The sequence below is a fragment of the Pseudomonadota bacterium genome (assembly GCA_026388315.1).
Lineage (GTDB): Bacteria > Desulfobacterota > Syntrophorhabdia > Syntrophorhabdales > Syntrophorhabdaceae > MWEV01.
Genome location: JAPLKA010000058.1, coordinates 54,450 through 74,044, shown reverse-complemented (window position 1 = coordinate 74,044; position 19,595 = coordinate 54,450). Strand labels below are relative to the sequence as shown.

Genomic DNA, 19,595 nt, shown 5'->3' with positions numbered 1-19,595 from the left:
CAAGAAGCCTGAGAGCGATTATCCGGTAAGAACAGCGCTTAGCTTGATAAATTTTTCTCTTGCAATCCGTGCCAATTATTGTTACTAAATACAGAAAAGCGTTAATTTAACAGGTGTAAAAAATGGGAAAATATCCAAAAATTCCTGAGGCCACGATAAGAAGATTATCAAACTACCTGAAATGTCTCGAAGACCTTGAATCAAAGAATGAAAAGGTATCGTCCAGCGCCCTCCTCGCTTCCATGTGTAATGTGAATGCAGCCCAGGTGAGAAAAGATTTTGCCTATTTTGGCGAATTCGGTATCAGGGGGATGGGTTACAACGTAAAGGAACTAAAATATCATATAAAAGAGATACTCGGAATTAACAGGGAATGGCGGATTGCAGTAATCGGCATCGGCAACATGGGGAGCGCCCTCCTTGTTTATAAGGATTTTCTGAAACAGAATTACAATATCGTAGCGGCCTTCGATATTGATCCGGGGAAGGTTATCGGGCACATTTCGGAGCGTATGGGGAGACCGGTAGAGATACTTCACATAGACAGGTTGAAAGAAGTCGTAGATGCCAGAAACATAGAAATAGGGATTATCACAACACCCCCTCAGGAGGCCCAGAAGGTTGCTGACCAACTCGTAGAGGCAAATGTCAAAGGTATTTTGAATTTTTCTCCTGCACCTGTCCGGGCACCCGAAAAGATAAAATTAAGAAACCTCTTCTTTACCTCTGCTCTTGATAATCTTGTGTATTACCTTACAAACTAAGGGATTTTTATGTGGAAAATACTTGGAAATATTATCGAGATGTTCGTTTATTCTGCCGTATATATGATAATCGTCCTTGTCTCTTTAAAGATTGTCGGTGCAACGTTTTCTACAGATTTTGAGAAAAAGATTTCAGAGGAAGGGCACATCGGGCTTTCGCTTATCTGCGCCTGTGTTTTTATCGGGTTCGCAATCCTTCTCTCATCACTCGTTCGATAATGACGCCGGTATTTATAACAGGGACTGACACCGGGGTCGGTAAAACTACAGTAACATCGAGCCTTTCTGCCTTTTTATCACTCAGAAAAAAGTTGAACGTGGGGGTTATGAAGCCCTTTGAGAGCGGACTGTCCAAGAGAGACAAAGACCTGCTCCCCTGGGACGCCATATGCCTGAGAGAGGCCTCAGGAAGTAACGATGACCTCGATGATATAAGCCCCTATACCTTCGAAGCCCCGCTCGCCCCGGAAGTAGCTGCAAACATGGAACACATCCAGATTGATATGGATATTGTTGACAGAATATACCACAAAATCATGAAAAAGCATGATGTTGTCATAATAGAAGGTGCTGGAGGGGTGCTTGTACCAATTAAGAAAGACTTTTTCTACGTAGACCTTATAAAAAAGTGGGAAGCGCCTACAATTATTGTTTCGAGGCTGGGCCTCGGGACCATAAACCATACACTCTTAACGAACAACTTCCTCCAGTCAAAAGGTGTAAAGGTCCTCGGGGTTATCCTCAATGATAATGACGGGACAGGCGATTTAGCTGCCCAGACCAACCCGGAAGTGCTGAAAAGATACCTGAATGTGCCAATACTCGGTATTTTCCCTTATGTCGAGGGGTTGTTAAAAGAGGGGATGGACAGAGAATCGCTCGCCGGCATCTTTGAAAAAAATATAGACACCGACAAATTGTATCAAATGTTTAACGCTTCCTTAAAGTAGGGCCTTGACCGCTCAATGATATCCATCTCGACACAGTACGCAAGCCGGAAATAGCCCTGTTTCCCGAAACCGATCCCCGGAACTGCCAGGATATGGTGTCTTTGAAGTTTCCTCACAAATTTTATGTCATCCTGAACCGGTGATTTGGGAAATATATAGAATGCTCCCCCCGGTTTAATCACCTCGTATCCGGCATCCACAAGAATGTCGTATATGGCATCCCTTTTCTTCTGGTAATCCAGAATATCAACGCTGTTTTTCTGAAATCTTGCCACAAGCCGTTGCATAATGGCGGGTGCATTAATGAAACCGAGTATCCTGTTAGAAAATATCGTAGCATCAATAAGATTCTTTGCGTTTTTTATGAGAGGTGAAATGGCAATATATCCTATCCTCTCTCCTGGCAGCGCAAGGTCTTTGGAATGGGATGTAATGGTCACGGTATCCTCATAGATCTGAAACATGCTGGGAAACTCTATGCCGTCATAAATGATTTTTCTATATGCCTCATCTGAAATGACAAATATCCTCTGTCCTTTCTTTTTCCGTTCCAAAAGTACAGCGGCAAGCCTTTTCAGATCATCCTCGTTGTATACTACGCCAGTGGGGTTGTGAGGTGAATTTATAATGATTACCTTTGTATTCTTGTTTATCGCCTCTTTTATTTTATCGACATCAAGATGAAAATCGTCTTTTGTATCCACGAGCCTCATTACACCGCCGTGATTTTCTATATAAAATCTGAATTCAACGAAATAAGGACAGGGGACAATCACCTCATCGCCAGGGTCAAGAAGAGACTTCAGCACAACATTTATACCTCCGGCAGATCCTACCGTCATAACGATATGATCTTTCGTAAAGGGTATTCCGGTTTTCCCACTGTGAAATTGAGCAATTTCTTCTCTTACCTCTTCATATCCGCTGTTCGACATGTATCTGTGCATCCCTTTCATCTCGGAGGAAACAATCTTTATAAGCTCTTTTTTCAGTTCCTTAGGGGGCTCGGTTATGGGGTTTCCGAGGGTAAAATCGAATATGTGCTCCGCCCCGTATTGTTTTTTCAGCTTTTCCCCTTCTTCAAACATAGCCCTGATCCACGAAGAGCTTTTCATTGATTCGGAAATCTTTTTTGATATAACCATACCTTACTCCTTACTTTATGTATTCTTTTCCAATTCTGCGGAAACCATCCAGGGCGCCCAGTATTTTATCGATAGGCACACAATATGCAACTCTAAAATAGCCCCCCTTGCCAAAACCCCTGCCAGGTACCGCAAGGATGTGCTCTTTTTCCTGCAAAATCTTCACAAATTCAAGCTCATCATCAATAGGGGATTTCGGGAACATGTAGAATGCCCCCATCGGTTTTGTGCACTGGAAACCCGCCTCAACAAGCGCATTGTAGAAGATATCCCTTTTTTTCTGGTATTCCAGTATGTCTACAGAGTTTTTCTGGAACTTGCCCACTACTCGTTGAAATAACGCAGTGGCATTTACGAAACCGAGGGCTCTGCTTGAAAACATGAGGGCAGAGATAAGCATATTCGCTTCACCTATTTTGGGAGAAACAGTGATGTAGCCTATCCTTTCTCCGGGCAATGCAAGATCCTTTGAGTGGGATGTGACTGAGATGACAAGATCATAGATTGAGAAAATATTTGGCGGCGGCAGGTTCTCGTAAAAAAGTTTTTTGTATGCATCATCGGATATTACATATATCTTTTTACCGTCACGCCGGTGTGCGTAAAGAAGGTCTGCCAGTTCCTGCAAGGTCTTCTCCCCGTAAATGACACCCGTGGGGTTGTTCGGGCTGTTAATGAGGATCGCCCTTGTCTTGGTGGTTATCGCCCTTTCAATAGCTTCAATGTCAAGCTGAAAATCTTCTTTTGTATCGACGAGCTTAATCACGCCTCCGTGACTTTCAACGTAATATTTGAATTCCATGAAGTATGGCTTGGGGATGATGACCTCATCTTCCTTATTCAACATGCTTTTCAGCAATATATTGAGACCGCCTGCACAACCTGCTGTCATGTAGACATGTTGTGACGTAAAGGGCAGGCCGTAACAGTCTTTTAAATAATCTGCAATCTCTCCCCTCACATCTTCGTACCCGTTGTTCGGCATATACCGGTGCATTCCGGCGGTTGGATGGGTCAGGATATCGATGAGCGATTGCTTGAGCTGTTCAGGCGGTTCCACATCGGGGTTGCCAAGTGAGAAATCGTACACATTCTCATCTCCATAGCGTTTTTTCATATTGATGCCCTCTTCGAACATCCTTCTGATCCAACCTGTCTCTTCCATCTGTTTTTTAATCTTATGTGAGACTATCATTGTTCCTCCTCAAAACTAAAAAGGCCATGGGTTAAACGCCATGGCCTTCACATTAAAAAAGCCATGGGCCTTTTACACCCATGGCTTTTGCTCTTTTCAAAGCAAATTAATGCCCGGGTGCGAGTTTCTAAAGTAAAAATAAAAACCGAAGTAGGGGGTAAATTCGTTCATTGTGTGTAGATTAAAAAGCAAAACCACCTCTATGTCAAGGGAAATGTTTGTTTTTTATAGGTATATCGAGGGCCTTCTATGTGTATATCGCCATACCGGTTCTTGTGGTGAAGAAAATGGATAGCATCTAAATCGATGTAGTCAAAGCCTCCGGTTCCAAGGGCAAAATATATGCCGGCAGACAGTCCTGTCATAGTTTCTGTCATGCAGCCGATCATGAGTCTGAGACTGTGCGCTTTTGCCATGGAAAAAATATTGAGGGATTCGCTGATACCACTCTTGGCTATTTTTATGTTGATTCCGTGACCAAGGTCTTCCTGGATGACCCGCATTAGGTCATGAGCCGTAAATACTGTTTCATCAAGGATGACAGGCATGGGAGAGCGTTTCTTTATTTCTTTGAGACCCTTATAATTTGTTTTTGGCAGGGGCTGTTCGCACAGTTCAACCATATAGTCTTTCTGTGTAAGAAAATCGATAAGCCGGAGAAACGATTTTTCCGTATACCCCTGGTTGCCGTCAAGCCTGACAGTAAAACCCTTTATATCGTTTTTCAGTTTTTCATAAATATGGGATATGTAGATTTTATCAGACTCTATGTCACCGCTTATCTTAAGTTTAAAAATAGAGAACCCAACCGCTGCCATGTGACCAACCCATTTGTCGAGGAGGACAGGGTCAGTGATAAAAGGTACCGTAATGTCTGTTTCTAAATCTTCATACCTGCCACCCCAGTGGTCATATTCCAATTCATGCTTGCATGCAAGATATGCCCGGAAGAGCGCCATCTCGAGGCCCGAAATAGTCATGGGATATTGAAAATATTTTTTTCGAAGGTACTTTATCTTCCCTTCGTATTCGGCAATCGGCGCATTGAGGAGCAGGCGCGATGCCTCTGTCAGTATCTCTTTTATCCTTGGAACGGTCTCCTGCTTCAGGGCAAAACTCGTAGGGCACTCTCCGAGTCCGGAAAGACCGTTGTCCAGTCTTGCCTTTACAATAATGCTTCTTATCACATCTTTCTTCCCGAGAGCCGTAGAGAACGTTACTTTAAGGGGCCTTACAACTTCGTAAAAACGGATGCTCTTGATACTGCTCATTATGTGGGCACAACCCGCCGGAAATATATCTGTTTTTTGTTAATCCCGAATTTCTCCTTAAAGGTAGTTATCTGAACTACGCTGCCGGTCTCTGATGCCTCTATAAAACGTTTCCTGCCAACATAAAGCATAACATGGGTAATTTGGTCTTTACTGCCTTCAGCAGATACAAACAGTAAATCTGCGGGCTTCAATTGATTGTGGGTGATTTTTTTGGCCACCACCCACTGATCGTGCGCATCCCGCGGAATATCGATATTGTTAACCCGGAAAACAAGATTAATAAGGCCGGAACAATCAACGCCGGTGGTTACTTCGGATTTTGGATTTCGGATTTCGGATTTTTTTAGAACTGCGCTTTGCGCTTTGCGCTTTGTGTTAACGCTGACCCCCGAACCCTGACCCCTGTCTTCTGTCTTCTGCTCTCCGCTCTCCGCTATTGGCACGCTCCTCCCTCCCCATATATAAGGCACACCGAGGAAAAGCTTTGCAGTGGCAACGATACTCTTTCTCAATATCGCCTCAGCAGGCATTATATCGCTTCTGGTAACATCGCCCCGGTCAATCCAGCCGGTTTGACCATTAGCCAGCAAAACCTGATAATATTCGTCATGGGTCGATTCTTTAACGGCAAGCCTTGTACCAACGGGAGGTACGAGCAAAACCACCGATTCTATTGAAGGGTCTTTTCGTATGAGGGCATAGCTGTTTTTTACTGTGATATCATGCCTGACAGGTCTGTCCGTCAAGGTCACGGATGCTTTTCGTATCCATCCCGGATATCCCTGCCAGACGCAATTACGGGTAAGCTTCTTTTGCTCAATGGCTTCGACATAATACCAGTCTTCAATCTCATCCCTGCAAAGAAGTGCTTCATTATATAAGACCTGTGTCTCCTGAAGGTCATCATGGGTGTAATTGCCCGCTGCTTCTATGGACTCACGCCTTATATTTGCAACAGGATCAATAACAACAAGGTATCTTTCCATTCACTTGAATTCTATGTCTCCGAACTGTATGCATCTCATAAAGGCGCTGTATCGATCTCTTATCTCCTGGTAATCAAGGGTTTTTATCCTGTTGATGCTGAAATCTTCCACGTTGAACGAGGCCATGACGGACCCCATGATAATCGCCTGCTTTAAGGTACCCGATGAGGTATCACCCATATTTGCGATATACCCCATGAAGCCGCCCGCAAAGGTATCACCGGCGCCGGTGGGGTCAAAAACATCCTCTAAGGGGTAGGCAGGGGCAAGAAAGATTTCCTCCCTGTTCATCATGAAGACACCATATTCGCCACGCTTTGCCACTACACATGTCGGGCCGAAAGTCATTATTTTCTTTGCACCCTTTACAAGGCTGTGCTCCTTAGATATCTCCCGCAGTTCTGCCTCGTTGATAACAAGGATATCGACCCTTCTTATCACATCAAGGAGTTCGTTGTATTTGTTCTCAATCCAGAAATTCATCGTATCGAGGACCACAGCTTTAGGAAATTTTACCTGATCAATTACATAGGCCTGCAGCACAGGGTCAATATTTGCAAGGAAAATGAAATCTGCATCCCTGTAATCTTCGGGTACTTTCGGTTTAAAAGACTCGATTACGTTCAGTTCGGTCTTAAGGGTTACCGCCTGATTCAGATCATACCCGTATTTCCCTTCCCACCGGAAGGTTTTTCCTTCATCAATCTCAATTCCGGCCATGTCCACATTTCGCTCTTTGAGGAATTCTATTTCACTCATTTCAAAATCTTCACCAACTGTTGCAACGATGCCCACATCGGTAAAAAAACTCGCAGAGTTCGTAAAATGGAGGGCAGAGCCCCCCAGAACATCTTTTACCTTGCCAAAGGGTGTTTCAATAGAGTCGTATGCAAGGGTACCGACAACGAGTAATTTGATCATGTGCCCATCTCCCAGGAAGTAAGGTAATTCTTCTGTTCTTCTGTCAATTCATCGATCGTTATTCCGGCTGACTTGAGTTTTAAGAACGCCACATCCCTGTCTATTTCACCGGGAACTCCGTATACCTTCTTTTCAAGATTCTTGCCGTTTTTCCACATATGCTCTGCACAGAGCGCCTGATTGGCAAAGCTCATGTCCATTACCTCTGAAGGGTGGCCTTCCGCACAGGCAAGGTTTACAAGCCTGCCCTCTCCGAGAAGGTATATCCTGTTTCCGTCCGGCATGGTGTATTCGTCCATAGACCCTCTGATGCTCCTCTTTTTAACATTTATCTTCTCGAGGGCGTTAATATCAATCTCAACGTTGAAGTGACCGGAATTGCCAATAATTGCTCCGTCCTTCATCAGTTCGAAATGCTCTTTTCTCAATACATGGATATCACCTGTGGTGGTGATAAATATGTCTCCCAGAGGCGCTGCATCCTCCATTCTCATCACATCAAACCCATCCATGAGTGCTTCCAGCGCACGTAATGGATTCACTTCTGCTACAATCACCCGGGCACCAAGGCCTTTTGCCCTCATGGCAACACCTTTTCCACACCAGCCATACCCTGCCAAGACAAACTGCGCACCGGCAAAGAGCAGATTGGTGGCACGGAGAATCCCATCAATGGTACTCTGGCCCGTACCATACCTGTTATCGAACATGTGCTTTGTGAGGGCATCATTCACTGCAACAATGGGGAAGCAAAGCACTCCTTCTTTTTCCATGCTTTTGAGCCTGATAACACCCGTCGTGGTTTCTTCAGATCCTCCAACGATACTGTCGATAAGCCCTTTTCGTTCCTGTGTAGGGAGTTTTTCAACCCAATCTTTCACTGTCCTGTGAAGCGCTTCGTACCGTCCAAGGGCAATCATGTGTAAGGCGCTCACAAGGTCTGCACCATCATCCATAGTAACGTTAGGCTTAAATGCAAGGGCCTCTTTAATATGGGCATAATATACATCATCGCTCTCACCTTTAATAGAAAAGGTGGGGATTCCAAAATGCTTCACAATAGAGGCTGCCACATCATCCTGCGTGCTCAAAGGGTTCGACGCACAAAGCGCAACTTCGGCACCGCCTTCTTTTAATGTCCTCATGAGATTGGCGGTTTCTGTGGTAACATGGAGACAACAGGAAATCCTTACACCCTTGAGCGGTTTCTCCTTTGAAAACCTTTCCCTTATTATCCGCAGAACAGGCATACGCCTCTCAGCCCATTCGATCTTTTCATAGCCCTGATCAGCCAGATTTATGTCTTTAACGTCATAGTCCATCTTGTTCCTCCTAAAAAAATCTGTGAATAGTCGTTAGTGAATAGTATTCAGTAAAAATCTATTCACTGTTCACTATTAACTATTCACTGTTTTTATATTCCTGATTTTTTTCTAATCTCTTCTACCATATCAAGCTTTTCCCAGGTGAAATCCGGATCATTCCTGCCAAAGTGACCACCACAGGCTGTCTTGTTGTAGATTGGCCTCAGCAGGTTGAGTTTTTCAATGATCTTCCTCGGCCTCAGGTCAAATAGTTCCGTGACAATCTCCGCTATCCTGTCGGGGTTTATCTTTGCAGTACCCTGGGTATCAATCATAATAGAAACAGGCTGAGCAACGCCTATTGTATAAGCAATCTGTATCTCAAGCCTGTCTGCAAGTCCGGCGGCAACAAGGTTTTTTGCGACATACCGAGCCATATAGGCGCCGCTCCTGTCCACTTTTGAAGGGTCTTTACCGGAGAATGCGCCGCCGCCATGGCTTCCGACGCCACCATATGTATCGACGATAATTTTACGGCCTGTCATTCCGCAATCGCCCTTTGGCCCACCCACTACAAACCTTCCCGTAGAATTGATATAGATTTTTGTTTTTTCATCCATCAATTCGGGGGGGATAACCTTCTTGATTACCTCTTCGGTGATACCCTCTCTTATGGTAGCAATCGATACGTCAGGATTATGCTGGGCGGCAATTACAACAGCATCAACCCTTACCGGAATCCTGTCGATATACTCAACGGTAACCTGACTTTTTCCATCAGGTCTCAAGAAATTGAGTATATTGCTTTTTCTGACTTCAGCAAGCCTTCTCACAAGTCGATGGGCATAAATAATCGTCATGGGCATAAATTCAGCCGTTTCGGTGCATGCATAGCCGAACATCAACCCCTGATCACCTGCCCCCTGTTCATGATCTGCCGATTCATTGACACCCATGGCAATATCGGGCGATTGTTCATCGATAGCAGTAAGCACTGCACATGTCTCCCAGTCAAACCCCATGGAAGAATCGTTGTACCCGATCTCTTTAATGGTCTGCCTGACAATGTCCGGAACATTCGCATAACCATTCGTGGTAATCTCCCCGCCTACAAGGGCAAGCCCTGTAGTAACATATGTCTCGCACGCCACCCTGGACTTCGGGTCCTGTTCGATAAGGGCATCAAGCACTGCATCCGAAATCTGATCCGCAACCTTGTCCGGATGTCCTTCTGCAACAGATTCCGATGAAAAAAGATATCTACTCATTCCCATATTTTAATACCTCCTCATAATTTAAGTTTTGTGTGTTGAGTTTTGTGTGTTGAGTTAAGAAACTTAAAACCTATAACCCAAAACTTAAAACGCAACACTCAACACTGATTTCCTTACTCTTCATAACATTGTACAAAGTCATTCGGAAAAAGCCTTGCCATCTCCTTTCTCAGGAGCAAATTACCTTCCCTGCCGGAATCCCTTTTCAGTATTTCATCGAGCAATTCCTTGCAATAGCTGTGGTCAAGCCCTCTGATAATCTTTTTTACCTTAGGTATGGAGTAGGCATTCATACTGATTTCGTCAAGCTCCAACGCCATAAGCACAGGGATGTAGAGCGCTTCACCAGCCATCTCTCCGCACAAGGCAACCTCAATATTATGCGCATGTGCATTCTCAACGGTCTGCTTTATCATTTTCAATACCGCCGGATGCATGGGCTCATAGAGATACGAAACGTATTCGTTCACCCTGTCTATGGCGAGGGCATACTGAATCAGGTCGTTCGTGCCTATACTAAAAAAATCCACTTCCGATGCAAGCTTGTCGCTAATCATGCATGTAGAGGGCACCTCTATCATAATGCCGAATTTTATGTCCTTGTTAAATTCAATCTTCTTCCGGGCCAGCTCATTCATACACTCTGCAAGTATTGCCTTTGCCCTGCGGACTTCATCTATACCGGATATCATAGGGATCAATATCCTAAGGGGGCCGTAGGCGCTTGCCCTGAGAATGCCCTTCAGTTGGGCTTTAAATAATCCCACCTCTTTAATGCACAGGCGTATTGCCCGTAAACCCATTGCAGGGTTGATCTCTGTTGGCATTTCAATATTTGATACAAACTTATCACCACCAATGTCCAATGTTCTTATGGTGATGTATTCCATTGCCTTGTTCTCCGCCAGCTTTTTATAGATGTGATAATGGTCTGTTTCGGTAGGCAACTCTTTTCTTGACAGATAGATATATTCTGTACGGTATAGGCCTACGCCCTGAGCGCCGTACCGTTCTATAATGTCCATCTCTGCCAGAAGCTCTATATTTGCCCCCACCTTCATTTTAAAACCATCTCTGGTCTCTGACTTAAGTTTTGCAATCCTTAAAAACTCTCTCCGCTGGACCTTAAGGTGGATTTGTTTTGCAATATAGTCCTTTTTTACCTCTTTTGTGGGATTAATGATAGCAACGCCCTCATCACCGTCAATGATGATCGTATCATTATTCTTAACAAGGCTGGTAATATTACCAACACCAACGACAGCAGGTATTTCAAGTGCCCTCGCCACAATTGATGTATGCGATGTCCTTCCGCCAACGTCTGTTATAAATCCTGATATTTTATTGAGATTCAACTGAATCGTATCGGCGGGCGAAAGGTCATGTGCCGCTATGATCGCCTTCCCTTTTATATTAAAATCATTAATATCTGATGACTTCCCTTTTACCAGGATTCTCACAAGCCTGTCATAGATATATTTTATGTCCTGGCCGCGCTCCCGTAAGTATGAATCCTCCACCTTTTCAAAGCTTGTCAGGAATTTCGATACCACGATATCAAGTGCCCACTCAGCATTTATCTTGTCCTCTTTTATGGTATTAATAACAGCATTCGTGAAAAATTCGTCCTGAAGGATAAGCATATGGGCATCAATTATGAAAGAGTGCTTTCGCATTTCGTCGTCAGGCATAGTCTGTTTTATGCCATTCAACTCTTCAACGGCATGCCTTATTGCATGGCGGAATTTGAGAATCTCTTTATCCCCCTGCTCTTCTTTGATGGGGCGTTTGTTTATAGGGATTTTCCCCCTCTCGAGCAGGCGAACTCTCCCATAGGTTATACCTGATGAGACGCCTATGCCTTTTAGCATTTTATTAACAAAAGTTTCTTCTCTCATATCTCCTGAAAACCATCATCGATGAGTTGGCCAAGTTCCTGAAATGCCATTTCTTCATCAGCTCCGTCAACTTTCAGCATTACTTTACTTCCCAGCGGGCATGCAAGCATCAAAAGACCCATGATGCTTTTTCCGTTTACCTCTGTTCCATCTTTCTCCACCCATATGTCGGCCTTGAATTCGTTTGCCTTCTTCACAAAGGTTGCAGCCGGCCTCGCATGGAGACCCAACCTGTTCTTTATAGTAAATATACCTTCCAGCATTCCCCCCTATTCCTTCTTTCGCGGTTTCAGCACATCCGTTGCAAGATAGATGTTGTTCTGCCCATACTGTGTTATAAAACGGGCAAGCTCACCCAACTGCCTGCCCTCCCTGTATGTATTGAGCTTAATCAACATTGGGAGGTTTACTCCAGTTACTACCTCAACCTTCCCTTCCTCAAGAAAAGAGAGGCTGATATTCGATGGTGTGCCGCCAAACATATCAGTAAGTATCATTACCCCGTCGCCTGAGTCGGCTTTTTTCAAGGCCTCTATAATTTTGCCCCTGGTTTTGTCAATGTCCTCATCAGGAAATATACCGATCGATTCAAATTGTTCCTGTTTGCCAATTATCAATTCAGTAGCAGCAACCATCTCTTTGGCGAGATTCAAATGTGCTATAACAACCAAACCAATCATTCGTATCCTCCAGTAACTCCAAAATTATCTAAAGCAATAAGCACCAAATCCTAAACAAATTCAAAATTACAATGTTCAAAACTTTTGAATTTTGGACATTTGTATACCCCAATCCCTGCTTCGCAGGCTTAGCAAGGCAGGTTTGTTTAGAAATTAGTATTTAGTATTTCTATAACTCATTTCTCGTTACTTCTCAATGTCCCTGTGGACAGAGTTTGCATTATATCCCATCATGGAAAAATGTTCTGCCAGTTTTGTCACAATAAACACAGACCTGTGCTTTCCCCCTGTGCAGCCAAAGCATATCGTGAGGTAACTTTTCCCCTCCTTTTCATATAGGGGAATAAGATATACCAAAAAATCCAAAAGCAAAAGGAAATATTTGTTGAAGACATCATCCGACATGATGTATTCCGCAACCTCATTCGAGAGCCCTGTTTTATCCCTCAAGCCTTCCACAAAGAACGGATTCGGGAGAAATCTCACATCAAGCACAATATCTGCCTCAAGAGGTATTCCATATGAATAGCCGAAGGACATGAGGTTGATTTTCATCCTCTGTTCATCCCAGCTACTGTAAGTCTTCAGCACAAACCGCCTGAGTTCGTGTGTTGTAAGCTGTGAGGTGTCGATTACTCTGTCAGAGATGTCTTTTATCCAGTCAACAAGTTCCCTCTCTTCTTTCAGGGCATCCTTGATGTTGGGTGCGCTATAAAGGGGATGGAGTCTCCTTGTCTCGCTGAATCTTTTAATCAGTGCATCATCAGAACTTTCGAGAAAAATGAGCTCTGCACCAAATTTATCCTTAATCCTTTTAAGAATATTCCTGCCCAAATCGAAAAATTCCTTTTCCCTGATATCGATAACGAGGGCACACTTTTCGATTTTATTGTCTGCGAGCCTCGAGAGTTCAGAAAACTTCTGCAGCAGGATCAGGGGAAAGTGGTCAACGCAGAAATATCCGGTGTCTTCAAGCGCCCTCATAAACGTCGTTTTTCCTGAACCGGAAATACCGCTTACGATGAGTAATTTCATTTTTTCGCCTCAACTTTCATGGATTTCAATACCTTTTCTTCCAATTCAATTGCAGTGTTTACACCATGCTGCTTCAGTATGTGATTTCTGCAAACCAGTTCTATTATTGTGGACACGTTTCGCCCTGAGCTTATGGGATTCTTACGATAGGCAGATCAATCCCCAGGAGCCCGAACTTGTCTTCTTTTAACCCGACCCTTTCATGTTCTACATTTTCATCCCAATCGAGCGACTCTACAACAAGGTCGATTTTCATTTTTTCCCTTAATGCAGAGACCCCGAAGAGGCGTCCTATATCAACAATCCCTATCCCTCTGATCTCTAAAAGGTTTTTTACCATATCAGGGGGCTCCCCGCGAATATCAATTGCGCCCACCTTTTTTGCATACACGACATCATCCACAACCAGTCTATGTCCCCGCATAATGAGCTCAAGGGCATTTTCGCTCTTTGCCTATACCGACCCTTCCGAATCAATGTGCCGATCCCGAGTATATCCATGAGCACCCCGTGGACAGTAGTGGAGGGGGCAAGTTTTTCCTCGAGGTATCTTGTAATTCTTTCTATGAACACAGAGGTTATCAGTTTTGTTCTAAGGAGAGGAATGTCTTTATCTTCTGTTTCCGCAAGGAAATGGTCAGGCGCTTCGAGGTTGCGTGTCACAACGAAGCAGACCACATCATTTTTACAAAGTTCTTGTATTATGGCAGAACTCTCGGTTTCGCCAAGTAATCTGAGGTAGGATATTTCTGTATTGCCAAGAATTTGCATTCTGTTGGGGTGGAGATAAACCATATGGCCTGTGATAACGAGACCAAGTTTTTGTATTCTTGGATTATAAATCTTCCTGGAGAGGCCTTTCGGGCCTGCTATCGGGTATAATTCTAATCTGTGTGTTTTATCTTTGATGAGTTCCTGAACTGTGATACCCTTCATTACATTCGGATCAACCCTTTTTGTCCTCTTCGATGATGTCTTTGTAAATCTCCCGGCTGTCAGGAAGGTCTATAAGCCTTTTTCTAAAGGACGGGTCTCTCAGGATTTTTGAAATTCTGGACAACATTTTGAGATGTAAGCTTACAGAATCTTCGGGGGCAAGGAGCAAAAAGAAGATGTGAACAGGTTTCCGGTCTACCGCATCGAAATTGACACCTTCCAATGACCTGCCGAATACACATAAAAAGTTATGTATCCCTTTCATTTTGCCGTGCGGAATGGCCACACCATCGCCGATGCCGGTACTTCCAAGTTTTTCCCGGTCGAGGATAATATTGACAACCTCCTCCACATCGTCAATAAGGTCGGCTTTTTTCAAAACACCAACAAGCTCAAAGAGGATATCCGTTTTTGTGTTGCCCTTCAAACTGTCAATTACACATGATTCTTTTAATACCTCCTCAATTCTCATAGTGTTTTTCCCGTCGTTTCAATGAGACTGAAATTACCATCTTTCCTTTTATATACAACACAGACATTATCGCTCTCCCTGTCCCGGAATATCATGAAACTGTCTCCGGATGCTTCCAGTTGCATGACAGCCTCTTCAGGATCAACAGGTTTTGCGTCTATTGTTCTTGTAACAATAATCTTTGAGTCCACTTCTTCCAATGCCGGAGTACTCCGCTTCGGTTTTACTTCCCTGTATTTTTTAAGTTTATCCCTGTATCTGGTCAATCTCCTTTCAAGCTTGTCAAGGATACTGTCGATAGCGGCATACATGTCGTCCATTACTTCGTGTGCATTTATGACCACACCATTTATCGTGAACATTACATCAACTCTCTGTCTGTATTTTCTTTCCAAGGATAGTACCACATGTACATCCAGGGGAACCTCAATATACTTCTGCAATTTTGTGATCTTTTCCTCTGCATATCTTTTTAAATTGTCATCCGGATCGATGTGCCTAAAACTTATTGTAATGTCCATAATGCCTCCATTGTCAAATTAATGCTTTCCAGAAATCCAGCCCCAAATACAAGGTTAACAGATAAAATACCCTCTGTCAATCCAATTTAGCCGGGAGTTACTCTTTCCCTTGAAGACCTTATATTTAGTATATCCCGATACTTAGCAACCGTTCTCCTCGCAATTTTTATGCTGTATTTCTCCTTCAGTGCCGTGACAATCTCATCGTCTGTAAGGGGAAAATTTTTATCTTCCTTTCCGACGAGTTCTGTAATGAAATCACGGACAATGCTTGTTGAAAGCTGGTCCCCTTTCACATTGCTGATGCCTGTTGGGAAAAAGAACTTCAATTCGAAGATGCCATGCTGGGTGCCCATGTACTTGCTTGTTGTAATCCGGCTCACTGTTGATTCGTGAACCCCGATATCCCGGGCAACATCTCTGAGGATGAGTGGTTTCACGAACCTTACGCCACGCTCAAAAAATTCCTCCTGGAACTTTACGATGCTCTTTGCAACAAGGTAAAGTGTCTTCTGCCTCTGTTGAATGCTCTTTATGAACCATTCCGCCTGTTTAATCTTACTTTTAATATAACCCTTTGTTTCTTTATCTACGTTTTTTCCTGTGTAAAGCTCCATATAATACCTGTTCATCCGAAACTCAGGAATATCTTCATCATTCAGGTACACCTCAAAACCATCCTCCCCTTTCACAACATATACATCAGGGACCACATAAGAAATAAAATCTTCACTATAGTTCCTTCCGGGTTTTGGATCAAAGCTTTTTATTTTATCCAGAACCTCCTTGATCTTTTCAACAGGGTATCCCGACTTTTTTGAAACCTCTTTTAAGTTTACATTTTGGAGCAGATCGAAATATGCGCTCACAATCTCTTCGAAGATGGGGTCTTTTTCCCCCTTTGCTTCGTATTGAAGGTAAATACACTCTTTTAAATCCCTTGCTCCGATGCCCGGTGGATCAAGTTTTTGAATTTTTGTGAGTACATTTTCAAGCAATTCAACAGGAAATTCTGATGATTTTGCTATCTCCGGTATGGGGCACGCCAGATACCCGTTATCATCGATATTTTCTATGATCCATTCAGCAACAATGCGCTCGTTTGGATCAAAAGCGGAAAGCCCCACCTGCCATCTTACATAATCCCTCAGATTGGAAGGCTTTTTTACAACATTTTCGTAATCAGGGTACTCCCGGTCCTCTCTTCCCATGAATTCCTCAGAAGAGGTGTATCTGTTGAGGAATTCCGTCATATCCACTTCTTCCTGAACCGGTTCTTCTGGTTCTTCCTTCTCTTCCTTCTCTGTTACTTCGAGAATGGGGTTTTCATTGAGTTCCTGCTCTATGGCCTCTGTGAGCTCTAATTGTGACAGTTGCAAAAGCTTGATTGCCTGCTGGAGTTGCTGGGTTAAGACAGGCAATAACTTCTGGGTCTGTTTAAGTTCCAACATCAATGTAAAATTCCTCTCCCAGGTACACCTCTCGAACCATTTTATCCTTTGCTACTTCATCAGGAGTTCCCTCAAGAAGTACCTGGCCGTTGTTTACCACATATGCCCTGTCGCAAATCGGCAAGGAGTCTCTTACATTGTGGTCCGAAAGGAGAATGCCGATACCTCTCCTTTTTAACCCGTTTATTATCTTTTTCAGATCTGACACAGATATGGGGTCAATACCCGAAAAGGGCTCATCAAGAAGCATGAATTTAGGGGAAATCATAAGGGCCCTCGCTATTTCCAGCCTTCTTCTCTCCCCGCCTGAGAGTGAATCAGCGTTATTCTTTGACAGGTGTTCCAGTTTGAAGGATTCAAGCAATTCCAAGGTTTTGTGCTCCATCAATTCCTTCTCCACATTATTGAATTCAAGGATAGACTTGAGGTTATCTTCAACTGTCATTTTTTTAAATATTGACGGTTCCTGTGGCAGATAGGTAATCCCCTTTCTTGCCCTCATGAACATGGGCAGTGTGGTAATATCTTCTGTATTAAGGAGAATCTTCCCGGAGTTGGGTTTGATAAATCCTATTATCATAAAAAAGGTGGTTGTCTTGCCTGCACCGTTAGGGCCAAAAAGCCCTACGATTTCTCCTGTTTTCATGTGTATGGAAATATCGTTAACGACCCTCCTTGCATTATAGGATTTTGACAAATGCTCTGCAAAAAGCGTTAGCGTACCGGACATTATTTTTCAATCCTCATCTTTGGTTTATTTATAAAGAACTTTCCACTGGAAAGGCTGTATACAATCGATTCACCTTCCATCTCAACATTATCTTTAAGTATCTTCGGTCTGTCGGTAAGCACTATCCTGTCCTCTTTAAAATGATATACTGCCTTTTCGCTTTTCGCAATAGTCCCTTTTGAAATTAATCTCACCTTTCCTTTTGCGTCGATTTTCTCAACCTCATCTCCCTTCGAAAAGATAATCAATTTATCACAGAGGAGGTTCATCTCTTCACCTTTCATGACAACCCTGCCGTCAAGAATGTATGCACTATCTTTCAAGAAGTATATGAAACTGTCAGATTCAAACCGGTATTTCCCCTTTTCCGTTTCAATGTAGCCTGTCACGTCCTTTTCGATTCTCACGGTCTCCTCATTCGTGTTGGCCGTCAAACCAACACCCCTGAGGGTAAGCTTAGCGCCTTTTATGTCCACAGGGGCCGTTGTTGAGGTAACACCTTTCTTGAAATCAAAGTCCATGAACCTGCTCTTCAGCGTATAGTTACCCTTATATATGATATCAACATTTTCAACGGTGCCTTTTTCCGCTTCAGTGTCCATAGAACCGCTCGTGCCTTTAAAAAAGACAGTGACATCCGGTTTTGGCTTATACATGCCATCGATGTCTTCCATTTCCACAATGGGTTTATCGATAAATTTTCTCGTAATCTTCGATTTTATTTCCCAGTCAACAATACCTCTTTTTTCACCTGAATACTTCACATCTTTGAAAACAATGACCTTGCGCTCCTGGTCTAAAAAGGGAGTGCTTATTTTGAGAGGTTTTTTAAAGAAGAAATAGAAAGCCAGAACAAGGCTTGAAATGACAAATCCTAATGCAACATACACTACAATATTTCGGTCTTTCATCTATCTCCATGGCTATCTTACATGATACGCGATACCCGATAAACGATAACATCCTATGTTTCTTTAGTTTTTCTGGTTTCCAGAGAAACTGCAGATCGTGCATCGTTCTTTCATACTATTTTAGCTTTCAAAAGGTCGTGGATGTGGATAATGCCCACCGGACGATTTTCACCTTCTTTCTCCATTACGAAAAGTGAGGTTATGGAAAACTCCTCCATATTTTTTAACGCAAACGCTGCAAGGGCATCCTTTTGAATAGTTTTTGGGTTACGGGTCATCACATCAACAGCGTTCTTTTCAAGGACATTATCAAATTTTTCGATGGCCCTCCTCAAATCACCGTCTGTTATTATCCCTGCCAACTCTTCCTTCTCGTTGAGGACGGCTGTAACGCCCATCCTTTTTGACGTTATCTCAAAGATAGCATGTTTCATAGGCATGTTTTCATGTACCCGGGGAACGGCTTCCCCTGTGTGCATAAGATCTTCGACCTTTAAAAGAAGTTTTCTCCCGATTGTACCCCCAGGGTGGAGAGAGGCAAAATCCTCCATCTTGAAGTTCCTTTTTTCCATAAGGGCCATTGAGAGGGCGTCACCAAGGGCAAGGGTGGCTGTGGTACTCGATGTGGGCACCATATTAAAAGGGCATGCCTCATCAACATTAACATCAAGGACAGTGTCACCATAGTTTGCGATAGTCGAGTTTATATTGCCTGTAATAATGATCGTAGCGATATCCATCCTTTTTATCCAGGGGAATATCTTTATGACCTCCTCGGTTTCACCGCTATTGCTTACAATAATAAGCACATCGCCTTTTTGAAGCATACCGAGGTCGCCGTGAAGTGAATCAGCGGGATGAAGAAACAACGCAGGAGTACCCACACTCGAAAGGGTCGATGCAATCTTTTTACACACAAGACCCGATTTACCGATACCGGTGAGCACTACTCGTCCGGTACAATGATAGAGGGTATCGACAGCCTTTTCAAATGAACCGTCAAGCCCGTCAAGGACCTTGAGAATCGCTTCGGCCTCTTTCTTGAGGACATTCTTCCCTATGTCGATTGAACGGGATTTACCGGACATCAGCAATCCCCAGGACTATTAGTTTTGAGTTTTGAGTTGCTCGTACGCAGGCTCCTGTCC

Annotated in this window: 22 protein-coding genes; 3 read left to right on the top strand and 19 right to left on the bottom strand. The window is 43.5% G+C overall.

What is annotated here, in order from left to right; translation table 11 throughout:
• Nucleotides 1–122 precede the first annotated feature (122 nt).
• The 3 genes from NTX75_09250 to bioD are packed head-to-tail and all read left to right on the top strand — an operon-like array spanning nucleotide 123 to nucleotide 1,714.
• Nucleotides 123–764 (top strand): redox-sensing transcriptional repressor Rex, encoded by a 642-nt coding sequence (locus NTX75_09250; protein ID MCX5816410.1) that lies wholly within the window; start codon nucleotides 123–125, stop codon nucleotides 762–764.
• Between the two features lie 9 nt (nucleotides 765–773).
• Nucleotides 774–983: a hypothetical protein gene (locus NTX75_09245; protein ID MCX5816409.1), complete on the top strand. Its 210-nt coding sequence runs from the start codon at nucleotides 774–776 to the stop codon at nucleotides 981–983.
• Nucleotides 983–1,714, top strand: coding sequence for a dethiobiotin synthase (gene bioD, locus NTX75_09240; GenBank protein MCX5816408.1), 732 nt, complete (start codon nucleotides 983–985; stop codon nucleotides 1,712–1,714). The genes NTX75_09245 and bioD overlap by 1 nt, the downstream gene beginning before the upstream one ends.
• Here the strand turns inward: bioD and NTX75_09235 are convergent.
• The 19 genes from NTX75_09235 to NTX75_09145 form a co-directional block, all read right to left on the bottom strand.
• Nucleotides 1,687–2,859: a pyridoxal phosphate-dependent aminotransferase gene (locus tag NTX75_09235; GenBank protein ID MCX5816407.1), complete on the bottom strand. Its 1,173-nt coding sequence runs from the start codon at nucleotides 2,857–2,859 to the stop codon at nucleotides 1,687–1,689. The two genes, bioD and NTX75_09235, sit on opposite strands and share 28 nt — an antisense overlap.
• Before the next feature lie 10 nt (nucleotides 2,860–2,869).
• Nucleotides 2,870–4,054, bottom strand: coding sequence for a pyridoxal phosphate-dependent aminotransferase (locus NTX75_09230; protein ID MCX5816406.1), 1,185 nt, complete (start codon nucleotides 4,052–4,054; stop codon nucleotides 2,870–2,872).
• Nucleotides 4,055–4,254: 200 nt separating this feature from the next.
• The gene (locus NTX75_09225) at nucleotides 4,255–5,325 is read right to left on the bottom strand and encodes a hypothetical protein (GenBank protein ID MCX5816405.1); all 1,071 of its coding nucleotides are present in this window, start codon (nucleotides 5,323–5,325) and stop codon (nucleotides 4,255–4,257) included.
• Nucleotides 5,325–6,314 (bottom strand): C40 family peptidase, encoded by a 990-nt coding sequence (locus tag NTX75_09220; protein ID MCX5816404.1) that lies wholly within the window; start codon nucleotides 6,312–6,314, stop codon nucleotides 5,325–5,327. The genes NTX75_09225 and NTX75_09220 overlap by 1 nt, the downstream gene beginning before the upstream one ends.
• A complete protein-coding gene (locus tag NTX75_09215; GenBank protein MCX5816403.1) occupies nucleotides 6,315–7,232 on the bottom strand; it encodes a PfkB family carbohydrate kinase in 918 nt (305 codons plus the stop codon). It lies immediately after the preceding gene.
• Nucleotides 7,232–8,557, bottom strand: a complete 1,326-nt coding sequence (gene ahcY / locus NTX75_09210; GenBank protein ID MCX5816402.1) for an adenosylhomocysteinase — start codon at nucleotides 8,555–8,557, stop codon at nucleotides 7,232–7,234. The genes NTX75_09215 and ahcY overlap by 1 nt, the downstream gene beginning before the upstream one ends.
• 92 nt (nucleotides 8,558–8,649) lie before the next feature.
• Nucleotides 8,650–9,813, bottom strand: a complete 1,164-nt coding sequence (gene metK, locus NTX75_09205) for a methionine adenosyltransferase (GenBank protein MCX5816401.1) — start codon at nucleotides 9,811–9,813, stop codon at nucleotides 8,650–8,652.
• A 113-nt stretch (nucleotides 9,814–9,926) separates the two neighbouring features.
• Entirely contained in the window at nucleotides 9,927–11,711 is a 1,785-nt protein-coding gene (gene ptsP, locus NTX75_09200) for a phosphoenolpyruvate--protein phosphotransferase (protein MCX5816400.1), read from the bottom strand.
• A complete protein-coding gene (locus NTX75_09195) occupies nucleotides 11,708–11,974 on the bottom strand; it encodes an HPr family phosphocarrier protein (protein MCX5816399.1) in 267 nt (88 codons plus the stop codon). The genes ptsP and NTX75_09195 overlap by 4 nt, the downstream gene beginning before the upstream one ends.
• Nucleotides 11,975–11,980: 6 nt before the next feature.
• On the bottom strand, nucleotides 11,981–12,391 hold the full coding sequence (locus NTX75_09190) for a PTS sugar transporter subunit IIA (GenBank protein ID MCX5816398.1): 411 nt from the start codon (nucleotides 12,389–12,391) through the stop codon (nucleotides 11,981–11,983).
• Between the two features lie 186 nt (nucleotides 12,392–12,577).
• Nucleotides 12,578–13,426 carry an RNase adapter RapZ gene (gene rapZ / locus NTX75_09185; protein MCX5816397.1) on the bottom strand — a complete coding sequence of 283 codons (849 nt, stop codon included), beginning with the start codon at nucleotides 13,424–13,426 and terminating at the stop codon, nucleotides 12,578–12,580.
• Nucleotides 13,427–13,556: 130 nt separating this feature from the next.
• Complete coding sequence (locus NTX75_09180; GenBank protein ID MCX5816396.1) at nucleotides 13,557–13,850, bottom strand: hypothetical protein; 294 nt, start codon at nucleotides 13,848–13,850, stop codon at nucleotides 13,557–13,559.
• Entirely contained in the window at nucleotides 13,760–14,362 is a 603-nt protein-coding gene (locus NTX75_09175; protein MCX5816395.1) for a hypothetical protein, read from the bottom strand. Before NTX75_09175 ends, NTX75_09180 begins: the two co-directional genes overlap by 91 nt.
• 10 nt (nucleotides 14,363–14,372) lie before the next feature.
• Entirely contained in the window at nucleotides 14,373–14,834 is a 462-nt protein-coding gene (locus tag NTX75_09170) for a PTS sugar transporter subunit IIA (protein ID MCX5816394.1), read from the bottom strand.
• Entirely contained in the window at nucleotides 14,831–15,355 is a 525-nt protein-coding gene (gene raiA, locus NTX75_09165) for a ribosome-associated translation inhibitor RaiA (GenBank protein MCX5816393.1), read from the bottom strand. The genes NTX75_09170 and raiA overlap by 4 nt, the downstream gene beginning before the upstream one ends.
• 86 nt (nucleotides 15,356–15,441) lie before the next feature.
• Nucleotides 15,442–16,806 carry an RNA polymerase factor sigma-54 gene (gene rpoN / locus NTX75_09160; GenBank protein MCX5816392.1) on the bottom strand — a complete coding sequence of 455 codons (1,365 nt, stop codon included), beginning with the start codon at nucleotides 16,804–16,806 and terminating at the stop codon, nucleotides 15,442–15,444.
• On the bottom strand, nucleotides 16,793–17,536 hold the full coding sequence (gene lptB / locus NTX75_09155) for an LPS export ABC transporter ATP-binding protein (protein ID MCX5816391.1): 744 nt from the start codon (nucleotides 17,534–17,536) through the stop codon (nucleotides 16,793–16,795). Before lptB ends, rpoN begins: the two co-directional genes overlap by 14 nt.
• Complete coding sequence (gene lptC, locus NTX75_09150) at nucleotides 17,536–18,447, bottom strand: LPS export ABC transporter periplasmic protein LptC (protein MCX5816390.1); 912 nt, start codon at nucleotides 18,445–18,447, stop codon at nucleotides 17,536–17,538. Before lptC ends, lptB begins: the two co-directional genes overlap by 1 nt.
• Nucleotides 18,448–18,557: 110 nt before the next feature.
• Nucleotides 18,558–19,535, bottom strand: a complete 978-nt coding sequence (locus NTX75_09145) for a KpsF/GutQ family sugar-phosphate isomerase (protein ID MCX5816389.1) — start codon at nucleotides 19,533–19,535, stop codon at nucleotides 18,558–18,560.
• Nucleotides 19,536–19,595 lie beyond the last annotated feature (60 nt).

Bases quoted from the DNA above. Each gene is read 5' to 3' on its own strand.
- NTX75_09250 (MCX5816410.1), top strand. From the start codon at position 123: ATGGGAAAATATCCAAAAATTCCTGAGGCCACGATAAGAAGATTATCA.
- NTX75_09245 (MCX5816409.1), top strand. From the start codon at position 774: ATGTGGAAAATACTTGGAAATATTATCGAGATGTTCGTTTATTCTGCC.
- bioD (MCX5816408.1), top strand. From the start codon at position 983: ATGACGCCGGTATTTATAACAGGGACTGACACCGGGGTCGGTAAAACT.
- NTX75_09235 (MCX5816407.1), bottom strand. From the start codon at position 2,859: ATGGTTATATCAAAAAAGATTTCCGAATCAATGAAAAGCTCTTCGTGG.
- NTX75_09230 (MCX5816406.1), bottom strand. From the start codon at position 4,054: ATGATAGTCTCACATAAGATTAAAAAACAGATGGAAGAGACAGGTTGG.
- NTX75_09225 (MCX5816405.1), bottom strand. From the start codon at position 5,325: ATGAGCAGTATCAAGAGCATCCGTTTTTACGAAGTTGTAAGGCCCCTT.
- NTX75_09220 (MCX5816404.1), bottom strand. From the start codon at position 6,314: ATGGAAAGATACCTTGTTGTTATTGATCCTGTTGCAAATATAAGGCGT.
- ahcY (MCX5816402.1), bottom strand. From the start codon at position 8,557: ATGGACTATGACGTTAAAGACATAAATCTGGCTGATCAGGGCTATGAA.
- metK (MCX5816401.1), bottom strand. From the start codon at position 9,813: ATGGGAATGAGTAGATATCTTTTTTCATCGGAATCTGTTGCAGAAGGA.
- ptsP (MCX5816400.1), bottom strand. From the start codon at position 11,711: ATGAGAGAAGAAACTTTTGTTAATAAAATGCTAAAAGGCATAGGCGTC.
- NTX75_09195 (MCX5816399.1), bottom strand. From the start codon at position 11,974: ATGCTGGAAGGTATATTTACTATAAAGAACAGGTTGGGTCTCCATGCG.
- NTX75_09190 (MCX5816398.1), bottom strand. From the start codon at position 12,391: ATGATTGGTTTGGTTGTTATAGCACATTTGAATCTCGCCAAAGAGATG.
- rapZ (MCX5816397.1), bottom strand. From the start codon at position 13,426: ATGAAATTACTCATCGTAAGCGGTATTTCCGGTTCAGGAAAAACGACG.
- NTX75_09180 (MCX5816396.1), bottom strand. From the start codon at position 13,850: ATGCGGGGACATAGACTGGTTGTGGATGATGTCGTGTATGCAAAAAAG.
- NTX75_09175 (MCX5816395.1), bottom strand. From the start codon at position 14,362: ATGAAGGGTATCACAGTTCAGGAACTCATCAAAGATAAAACACACAGA.
- NTX75_09170 (MCX5816394.1), bottom strand. From the start codon at position 14,834: ATGAGAATTGAGGAGGTATTAAAAGAATCATGTGTAATTGACAGTTTG.
- raiA (MCX5816393.1), bottom strand. From the start codon at position 15,355: ATGGACATTACAATAAGTTTTAGGCACATCGATCCGGATGACAATTTA.
- rpoN (MCX5816392.1), bottom strand. From the start codon at position 16,806: ATGTTGGAACTTAAACAGACCCAGAAGTTATTGCCTGTCTTAACCCAG.
- lptB (MCX5816391.1), bottom strand. From the start codon at position 17,536: ATGTCCGGTACGCTAACGCTTTTTGCAGAGCATTTGTCAAAATCCTAT.
- lptC (MCX5816390.1), bottom strand. From the start codon at position 18,447: ATGAAAGACCGAAATATTGTAGTGTATGTTGCATTAGGATTTGTCATT.
- NTX75_09145 (MCX5816389.1), bottom strand. From the start codon at position 19,535: ATGTCCGGTAAATCCCGTTCAATCGACATAGGGAAGAATGTCCTCAAG.